The sequence below is a fragment of the Klebsiella sp. GW_Kp182 genome (assembly GCF_040062275.1).
GTDB classification, from domain to species: domain Bacteria; phylum Pseudomonadota; class Gammaproteobacteria; order Enterobacterales; family Enterobacteriaceae; genus Klebsiella; species Klebsiella michiganensis.
In genome coordinates this window covers 48,865-56,588 of sequence record NZ_JBEAFQ010000073.1, presented here as the reverse complement: position 1 = coordinate 56,588, position 7,724 = coordinate 48,865, and the positions used below count along the sequence as shown (strand labels likewise).

General features: G+C 57.9%; 6 protein-coding genes. 5 read left to right on the top strand and 1 reads right to left on the bottom strand.

Features of this window, described 5'->3' with window-relative positions:
- Positions 1-322: 322 nt before the first annotated feature.
- Positions 323-1,462, bottom strand: coding sequence for a tRNA epoxyqueuosine(34) reductase QueG (gene queG / locus ABLU88_RS27140; RefSeq protein WP_064377785.1), 1,140 nt, complete (start codon positions 1,460-1,462; stop codon positions 323-325).
- 13 nt (positions 1,463-1,475) lie between these two features.
- Here queG and nnr point away from each other — a divergent pair, with 13 nt between their 5' ends.
- Genes nnr through miaA form a run of 5 tightly spaced genes read left to right on the top strand, consistent with a single transcriptional unit; the run spans position 1,476 to position 7,632 of the window.
- A complete protein-coding gene (nnr, locus tag ABLU88_RS27135) occupies positions 1,476-2,987 on the top strand; it encodes a bifunctional ADP-dependent NAD(P)H-hydrate dehydratase/NAD(P)H-hydrate epimerase (RefSeq protein ID WP_219674905.1) in 1,512 nt (503 codons plus the stop codon).
- A complete protein-coding gene (gene tsaE / locus ABLU88_RS27130; protein ID WP_014227619.1) occupies positions 2,980-3,441 on the top strand; it encodes a tRNA (adenosine(37)-N6)-threonylcarbamoyltransferase complex ATPase subunit type 1 TsaE in 462 nt (153 codons plus the stop codon). Before nnr ends, tsaE begins: the two co-directional genes overlap by 8 nt.
- A 16-nt stretch (positions 3,442-3,457) precedes the next feature.
- Positions 3,458-4,789, top strand: a complete 1,332-nt coding sequence (gene amiB / locus ABLU88_RS27125; RefSeq protein WP_047724784.1) for an N-acetylmuramoyl-L-alanine amidase AmiB — start codon at positions 3,458-3,460, stop codon at positions 4,787-4,789.
- 10 nt (positions 4,790-4,799) lie between these two features.
- Positions 4,800-6,689 carry a DNA mismatch repair endonuclease MutL gene (gene mutL / locus ABLU88_RS27120; RefSeq protein ID WP_025107633.1) on the top strand — a complete coding sequence of 630 codons (1,890 nt, stop codon included), beginning with the start codon at positions 4,800-4,802 and terminating at the stop codon, positions 6,687-6,689.
- The gene (miaA, locus tag ABLU88_RS27115; protein WP_032695150.1) at positions 6,682-7,632 is read left to right on the top strand and encodes a tRNA (adenosine(37)-N6)-dimethylallyltransferase MiaA; all 951 of its coding nucleotides are present in this window, start codon (positions 6,682-6,684) and stop codon (positions 7,630-7,632) included. The genes mutL and miaA overlap by 8 nt, the downstream gene beginning before the upstream one ends.
- Positions 7,633-7,724 lie beyond the last annotated feature (92 nt).

Here is a 7,724-nt window from a genome sequence, read left to right as displayed (position 1 = left end):
GCACGACCTTGCCAAGGTCGGGGTCGCGAGTTCGAGTCTCGTTTCCCGCTCCAAATATCTTCTCATACCCAGTTTATCCACAGCGCAAGCACGCGCCGGTGATGATTTTCGCGCGGTCCTGAAAATACTGTGAACAGAGTTATCCACAGCTTAACCTTTCGTCCTCTCTCAGAAAATTACTTCACTATGTAAATAGTATTCTTATATCTAATTGAAATGTAACAGTTAAATTTCATTTCAAAGTGTTAATCCGATCACTTGACGAACGTCTGCCCCTTGAAACGCAATGTGTTTTTATTTTTATTCACACCCTGTGAATGAATCAGGCGTCGCGCGGTAGCCCTTTTTCAACCACCCTGACCAGACGCAGCTTTTTGGGTAACTGCACCTCAACCACATTGGCATTTCTCTTTTCAATTTGCTGCGCCATCGCCCACTCGATATGTTCGTCGAGAAGCGGGTGCTCACCCCTGCGGCTTTCCAGCGCCTTCAGGTTCGCTTCATCCCAGGGCGAGTTGCCCAACGCGACGGCGATATTACGCAGCCAGCGCAGATGACCAATACGGCGAATGGCCGAACCTTCCGTCACTTTTAAAAACCAGGGTTCGCTCCAGGCGAACAGCTCAATAAGCGCCGGGGCGTGTAGCGCCTTGCGCGGGCTGAAATCCTCTTCATCGGTGAGCTGCGCGAAGCGGTTCCACGGGCAAATCAGCTGGCAGTCATCGCAGCCGTATATGCGGTTGCCGATCAGCGGGCGAAACTCTTCCGGAATAGCGCCTTCCAGTTCGATAGTCAGATAGGAAATACAGCGCCGGGCATCGACGGTATAGGGCTCGACGATGGCGCCGGTTGGGCAGATGGTCATACAGGCAACGCAGCGGCCGCACTCTTCCTTGACGGGCTGGTCAATGGGAAGAGGGAGATCGATAAGCAGTTCACCGAGGAAAAAGAACGAGCCGGCATCGCGACTAAGGATGAGCGAGTGCTTACCTGTCCATCCCAGCCCCGCTTTTTCGGCTAAAGGGCGTTCAAGAATCGGCGCGGAATCGACAAAAGGTCTAAAATTGAGCGAAGCACACTGTCCCTGAATCATCTCACCTAATTTTTTCAGGCGATGACGTAATAGCTTGTGATAGTCCCGTCCGAGGGCGTAACGGCTAACGTAACCCACGGCGGGGTCTTTCAGGGTACGGGCGAAAGCGGCATTAGCGGGCAGGTAGTTCATTCTCACGCTAATCACGCGCAGGGTACCGGGCTGGAGCTCATGGGGGCGCGCGCGCATCATGCCATGACGCGCCATCCACGCCATTTCGCCGTGGTATTGTTTATCCAGCCACGCCTGCAGTTTAGGTTCGCTGGCGCTGAGATCGGTATCGGTAATACCGACCTGCTGGAACCCCAACTCTGTGCCCCATTGTTTGATTTGCTGCGCTAACTGATTGAGATCGAGGGGCTGTGACATGATGGACCATACGATGACGAAAAACACCGGGAGTATACCACATATCATCTGGTCGGCGGAGGCGCTACGACGAGCGGAAAAAGAAGCGGCGGATGCCCTTGGGCTGACGTTGTATGAACTGATGCGTCGTGCGGGCGAAGCGGCTTTTGAGCTTGCGCGCGTCCAGTATCCTGAAAGCCAGCACTGGCTGATTCTCTGCGGCCACGGTAATAACGGCGGCGACGGCTACGTGGTGGCTCGCCTGGCACAGTCGCGAGGCATTCAGGTCACGCTGCTGGCGCTGGAGAGCGAGAAACCGCTGCCGGAAGAGGCCAGCCTCGCGCGTGAGGAGTGGCTCAACGCCGGCGGCACGATTCATGCCGCCAGCATCCCCTGGCCGGAAGATATCACGCTGATTATTGACGGCCTGCTCGGTACCGGGTTACAGAGCGCGCCCCGGGAAAACGTTGCGGCGCTGATCGCGCGGGCAAACGCCCATCCGGCTGCGGTTGTGGCGCTGGATATCCCCTCCGGCCTGAATGCGCAAACGGGGACGACGCCGGGCGCGGTTATCCATGCCGCTCATACCATCACCTTTATCGCGCTTAAGCCGGGGCTGCTGACCGGAAAAGCCCGCGATGTCGTTGGCCGTTTGCATCACCACGCCCTGGGGCTTGAGGGTTGGCTGGCAGGCCAAACGACGGCGCTCAGTCGCTTCGATGCCTCGCAGCTCCCCGGCTGGCTGCCGCCGCGGCGTCCAACCTCGCACAAAGGCGACCACGGTAAGCTGGTGATTATTGGCGGCGAACCGGGGACGGCGGGCGCCATACGAATGAGCGGTGAAGCGGCGCTGCGCGCGGGCGCCGGGCTGGTGCGAGTACTGACTCACCGGGACAACATTGCGCCCATTCTGACCGCCAGGCCTGAGCTGATGGTCCATGAGCTGACGTCCCGCTCTCTCGAAGAGAGTCTGCACTGGGCGGATGTCATTGCGATTGGGCCGGGGCTGGGGCTGGGCGAGTGGGGTAAAAATGCGCTACGCCAGGCGGAGAATTTTCGCAAACCGATGGTCTGGGATGCGGATGCGCTGAACCTGCTGGCAATCAATCCCGATAAACGTCACAATCGCGTGCTGACGCCGCATCCCGGCGAAGCCGCCCGCCTGCTGAACGTGAGTGTGGCAGAAATTGAAAGCGATCGCTTACATTCTGCACAACGTCTGGTAAAACGTTATGGTGGCATCGTGGTGCTGAAAGGTGCAGGTACGATCGTGGCGAGCGAAACGGGCGAAATGGCTATTATCGACGCCGGTAACGCTGGGATGGCCAGCGGCGGGATGGGCGATGTGCTGACCGGTATTATCGCTGCGTTGTTAGGCCAGCGCCTGACGCCGTATGATGCTGCCTGCGCCGGATGCGTTGCTCATGGCGAAGCCGCCGATCGGCTGGCGGCGAGACACGGCACCCGCGGAATGCTGGCGACCGATCTTTTTTTCACGCTCAGGCGTGTTGTTAACCCGGATGTGATTGACGTAGACCATGATTAACCGAGTGATTCCTTTACCCGATGAGCAGGCGACTTTAAGCCTTGGCAATCGCGTCGCGCAGGCATGCGCTGGCGCGACGGTCATCTATTTGTATGGCGATTTAGGGGCGGGTAAGACCACCTTTAGCCGCGGTTTCCTTCAGGCTCTCGGTCACCGTGGCAACGTTAAAAGCCCAACCTACACCCTCGTCGAGCCATACAGTCTCGATAATTTGATGGTCTATCACTTCGATCTTTATCGCCTGGCGGATCCTGAGGAACTCGAGTTTATGGGGATCCGCGATTATTTTACTGACGATGCTATCTGCCTGGTGGAATGGCCTCAGCAGGGCACGGGAGTACTTCCGGACCCGGATGTTGAAATTCACCTTGAGTATCAGGCACAAGGGCGTGAGGCGCGCGTAACCGCGGTCTCCTCATTGGGTGAGTCTTTATTGGCGCGTTTGGCTAATTAGCCTGAAGGACGACGGGATGATGTATCGCTTAACCAGTTGGCTGGCCGCCGCACTGATGCTGTTCAGCATTCAGGGCACTGCGGCAAGTTTATCCGATATCCAGGTCTCAAATGGCGATCGGCAGGCCCGCATTACCATTAGCTTTATCGGCGAACCTGAATATTCGTTTAGCCCCCAGGGCAAACGCATCGTGGCGCTGGATATTAAACAGACTGGCGTACTCCAGGGGCTACCGCTGCAGTTTAGCGGCAATAATCTGGTAAAAAGCATTCGTTCCGGGACGCCGCAGGATACGCAGTCGCTGCGCCTGCTGGTGGATCTCACCGCCGATGGCAAAACCCGCGCGGTGAAACAGCAGAACGGCTCTAACTACACCGTGGTGTTTACGATTAACGCCGACGCGCCGCCTCCGCCTCCACCTCAGCCGGTGGTGGTTAGACAGGCGGAAAGGCCCGTGGCGCAGCCCGTGCGTCCGAGCGAACCCGCGCGCAACCCGTTTAAAGCCGATAACGACCGGCTTACCGCGGTGACCAGCACCAGTAGCGTAACGCGTCCTGCGGCGCGTACCGTTTCCGGCGACGATAAAGTGATTATCGCCATTGACGCCGGCCACGGCGGCCAGGATCCGGGAGCCATTGGTCCGAACGGCACGAAAGAAAAGAATGTGACCATAGCGATTGCGCGTAAGCTCCGCGCGCTGCTGAATGCCGATCCGCAGTTCAGGCCCGTGCTAACGCGCGACGGCGATTATTTCATTTCCGTCATGGGGCGTTCTGACGTCGCACGTAAGCAAAACGCCAATTTCCTTGTCTCGATTCACGCCGACGCTGCGCCGAATCGCGATGCTACCGGGGCCTCGGTTTGGGTGCTTTCCAACCGTCGCGCGAACAGCGAAATGGCCGGCTGGCTCGAGCAGCATGAGAAACAGTCAGAACTGCTGGGCGGCGCGGGCGATGTACTGGCCAACAGCCAGTCGGACCCTTACCTGAGCCAGGCGGTGCTGGATTTACAGTTCGGCCATTCCCAGCGCGTCGGGTATGATGTGGCGACCAATGTGCTGAGCCAGCTGCAGCGGATCGGCGATTTACATAAGCGTCGCCCTGAGCATGCCAGCCTCGGCGTACTGCGTTCGCCGGATATCCCGTCGATCCTGGTGGAAACGGGTTTTATCAGTAATACCGGCGAAGAGCGGCTGCTGGGTAGCGATGCTTATCAGCAGCAGGTCGCAGAGGCGATTTATAACGGCCTGCGTAACTACTTTATGCAGCATCCTCTGCAATCCGCGCCGCGCGGGGCAGCCGCGCAGACTGCCAGCGCAGGTTCGTCAGACGGGACGTTGTTAAATTAAGGAGACGGCCATGCCGATTCAGGTTCTACCGCCGCAGCTCGCCAACCAGATTGCCGCAGGTGAAGTGGTGGAACGTCCGGCGTCGGTGGTCAAAGAGCTGGTGGAAAATAGCCTCGATGCCGGGGCGACGCGCATCGACATTGATATTGAGCGCGGCGGGGCGAAGTTAATCCGCATTCGCGATAACGGCTGCGGCATCAAAAAAGACGAGCTGGCGCTGGCGCTGGCTCGTCACGCCACCAGTAAAATTGCTTCGCTGGATGACCTTGAGGCGATCATTAGCCTCGGCTTTCGCGGCGAAGCTCTGGCCAGTATTAGCTCAGTGGCACGCCTGACGTTGACCTCGCGTACCGAAGATCAGCAGGAGGCCTGGCAGGCCTATGCTGAAGGGCGCGATCAGGCGGTCACCGTGAAGCCGGCGGCGCACCCGGTGGGAACAACGCTGGAAGTGCTGGATCTGTTTTATAACACCCCCGCCCGGCGCAAATTTATGCGCACCGAGAAAACCGAGTTTGGCCATATCGACGAGATCGTGCGGCGCATTGCGCTGGCGCGCTTCGACGTGACCATCAACCTCAGCCACAACGGCAAGTCCGTGCGCCAGTACCGGGCGGTATCGCAGGACGGCCAGCGCGAGCGGCGTCTGGGCGCGATCTGCGGTTTGCCATTTCTCGAACACGCGCTGGCGATTGAGTGGCAGCACGGCGACCTGACCCTCAGCGGCTGGGTGGCCGATCCGCTACATACCAATCCGACGCTGGCGGAGATTCAGTATTGCTACGTCAATGGGCGGATGATGCGCGATCGCCTGATTAATCACGCGATTCGCCAGGCCTGTGAAGACAAACTGGGCGCCGACCAGCAGCCTGCCTTTGTGCTGTATCTGAAGATAGATCCGCATCAGGTGGATGTGAACGTCCATCCGGCCAAACATGAAGTGCGTTTTCATCAGTCGCGCCTGGTGCATGACTTTATCTATCAGGGCGTGCTGAGCGTCCTGCAGCAGCAGCTGGAGGTGCCGTTGGCGGAAGAGGGCGATGAGCCCGCGCCGCGGCAGGTGCCGGAAAACCGCATTGCGGCGGGCGGCAATCATTTTGCCCAGCCGGCGGTCGCGCGTGAAAGCGCCGCTCCCCGTTACCGGGATGAGCCCGCCGCGCCGCGTTTTAATACCGGAGGTTCGCGAGAGTCCGCCGCCTCGGGTTCATCTGGCGGAGCCGCCTGGCCGCACGCGCAGCCAGGCTATCAAAAACAGCAGGGTGCGCTTTATCGCCAACTGCTGGATACGCCGGCCACGGAGCGCAAACCCTTGGCTCCCGCACCGGCAGCGGAAGGCCTGTCGGGCCATAGCCAAAGCTTTGGCCGCGTACTGACGATTATCGATAGCGACTGCGCGCTGCTGGAGCGCGGCGGTAAGTTAGCGCTGCTGGCTCTGCCGGTTGCTGAGCGCTGGCTGCGCCAGGCGCAGCTAACGCCGGGCGCAGAGGCGGTTTGCGCCCAACCGCTGCTTATCCCGCTGCGGATAAAAGTGTCCGACGAGGAAAAAGACGCGCTCAAGCAGGCTCAGTCGGCGCTGGCTGAGGTCGGGATTGAACTCCAGTCCGATGCGCACCACGTGACGGTCCGCGCAGTGCCTTTACCCTTAAGACAACAAAATTTACAAATCTTGATTCCTGAACTGATAGGCTACCTGGCGCAGCAAAAAACCGTCGACGTCGGCAATATTGCTCAGTGGATGGCGCGTAATCTGGCGAGCGAACATGCGCAGTGGAACATGGCGCAGGCGATTGCCGTCCTGGCGGATATCGAACGCTTATGTCCGCAGCTGGTTAAAGCGCCGCCGGGTGGTCTGTTACAACCTGTTGATTTACATTCGGCGATGAATGCCCTGAAAGATGAGTGATGTAACTGAGGCAAGCCTGCCTAAGGCAATATTTTTAATGGGCCCGACGGCCTCTGGTAAAACCGCATTGGCTATCGCCTTACGTAAAGTTTTGCCAGTAGAGTTGATTAGCGTTGATTCAGCCCTCATCTATCGAGGAATGGACATAGGCACGGCCAAGCCCGATGCCGCGGAGCTGAGCGCTGCGCCGCATCGTCTGCTGGATATTCTTGACCCGGCCGAAGCTTATTCCGCGGCGGATTTCCGCCGCGATGCGCTGGCAGAGATGGCCGATATCGTCGCTGCCGGGCGTATTCCGCTACTGGTTGGCGGAACGATGTTGTATTTCAAGGCGTTGTTGGAAGGATTGTCGCCTCTACCCTCGGCTGACCCTGAGGTCAGAGCCAGGATCGAGCAACAGGCCGCAGAGCAGGGATGGAACGCGTTACACCAGCAGCTACAGGAAATTGATCCGGTTGCCGCCGCTCGTATTCATCCAAATGATCCGCAAAGACTTTCCCGAGCACTGGAAGTTTTTTTCATTTCGGGTAAAACTTTAACGGAGCTGACGCAAACGTCAGGTGATGCTCTGCCGTATAAGGTGCACCAGTTCGCCATCGCCCCGGCGAGCCGTGAACTGCTCCATCAGCGCATAGAACAGCGTTTTCATCAGATGTTGGCTTCAGGTTTTGAAGCAGAAGTGCGGGCGCTTTTTGCCCGGGGAGATTTGCATACGGATATGCCTTCCATTCGTTGTGTCGGATATCGCCAGATGTGGTCTTACCTAAATGGCGAGATCCCGTATGATGAAATGGTTTATCGAGGTGTTTGCGCCACGAGACAGTTAGCTAAACGTCAGGTGACCTGGCTGCGCGGTTGGGAAGGTATCCACTGGTTAGACAGTGAACAACCTGAACAAGCGTTCAACAAAGTATTACAGGTTGTTGGTGCTAGCCTGGACTGAACGTGTACAATTGAACGGGTATCGTGCGTAATTTTTTTAAGAATCGTAAGGTTCTGAGTACAAAACAAGCATACATATAAGGAAAAGAGAGA